Below are 1,751 nucleotides of genomic sequence, written 5' to 3' on the forward strand. Positions count from 1 at the left end.
GCACGGTGATTGGGACCGGGTGGAACACAAGGAATGGGAAGCCCGGTGCATGGAAGTGTACGCCGCTCAAATCGATCGCATGGACCAGGGAATCGGACGGATTGTGGAGGCGCTGGAGAAGACCGGGCAATTGGAAAACACGGTGATCTTTTACCTGCAGGACAACGGGGCCTGTCAGGAGGCCATCGGTCGGACAGGAAACTGGCGGCGGCCGGTGGAACCTTCGCTGCCGCCCATTCCTCCCGATGTCATTCGCACGGAGAGCCGACCTTCCCAGAATCGCCGCGGTGTTCCCACCCTCACCGGGCCGTACATCATGCCGGGGCCGGAAGATACGTACATCTCATACGGCATTGACTGGGCGAATGTTTCCAACACGCCGTTCCGGGAATACAAACACTTCGTGCACGAAGGCGGCATCGCCACGCCGCTCATTGTTCACTGGCCGGCGGGGCTGAAGCGTCAGGGTGATCTCGAGCACACGCCGGGACACGTCATCGATCTGATGGCCACCTGCGTCGATCTGGCAAAAGCACAATATCCCACCGAATTTAACGGAAATAGAATCATTCCCATGGAAGGAGTCAGCCTCGTGCCGCTCTTTGAAGGTCGGCCCCTCCAGCGCAAGACGCCCCTCTTCTGGGAACATGAAGGCAATCGGGCGGTCCGCGATGGAAAATGGAAACTCGTTGCCAAAGAAAACAAGCCCTGGGAGCTGTACGACATGGAAGCCGACCGCACCGAAATGAACGATCTCGCTGCTCAGCATCCGGAAATCGTCGCGCGGTTGGCCGCTGCCTGGGAGGCCTGGGCTGCCCGCGCCAACGTCCTTCCTCTGGGAGCCTGGCGTGGCCGTCCCGAGGACCATTTTTCCCGGGAGAAGAATTTCGTCCTGCGGGCAAACGCCCGGCTGGAGCGGAGTCGGGCACCCTATGTGGTCGATAAGGGACTCACAATTGCGGTGCGGATAACGGCTCCAGGCGACCGCGGCGTGCTCGTCGCCCAGGGCGGCTCTGCCTGGGGATACGCCCTGTATCTCGACGCTGGCCGGCCCTGCTTCGCTGTACGCCGGAGTGGGGAACTGAAGACCATCCGGTCGGAAAAACCGTTGCCGCAGGAGGCCGGAACTTTGAAAGTCGTCTGGTCACGGTCCGGCGAAATCAGCCTGTTCTGGAATGATCAAATTCTTGCCCGGGCGGCCAATATCCCGCCGCTCACGACCATGCCGCAAGATGGTCTGGAGGTGGGCCGGGATGAAAAAGGTTTGGTCGGTGACTATCCAGCCAACTTCCGTTTTAACGGACGACTCGATCAGGTCACCATCACGTTGGAACCATGACCTTCCCACCTGCGCGGAGAGCGCGCCCCAGCACAATTCGGTGAGGGGAGATCCCGCACCGGGCGGGCCTCCGGACACGGATGACGCGTCGGCGCAGGCGAACGGAACGGGACGAGATAAGCGAACGGGCCGGGAGGGCAAACCATGCGCACCGCGACAAGCCGCTTTTATCCGATCCTGGTGACGGCATTGCTGCTGACGGGGGGCGTTTGTCTCGGTCACGCACAAGGGAGCGAGGCCGCTCCTGGAACCGTGGGCTGGACGCATTTTCGCGGTGGCGAGGCGTGTGGGGTCTTTCAGGGTGGGAAGGAGATTCCCGCGGTTCTCGCGCCGGACAAGCAACTTGTCTGGAAGGCCGAACTCCCAGGCCGCGGACCCTCATCGCCCATTGTGGTGGACGGTCACGTGGTGG

At 61.9% G+C, this 1,751-nt stretch carries 1 protein-coding gene and 1 pseudogene; both read left to right on the forward strand.

Annotated features, from left to right (window positions below):
* Positions 1 to 1,339: sulfatase-like hydrolase/transferase (locus tag H5U08_RS17750; protein WP_297036168.1), on the forward strand; the 1,339-nt coding region annotated here is incomplete at its 5' end.
* 144 nt (positions 1,340 to 1,483) lie between these two features.
* Positions 1,484 to 1,751, forward strand: a pseudogene (locus H5U08_RS17755) (hypothetical protein); the annotation flags it as partial.

Source organism: Thermogutta sp. (genome assembly GCF_014359955.1).
GTDB lineage: Bacteria > Planctomycetota > Planctomycetia > Pirellulales > Thermoguttaceae > Thermogutta.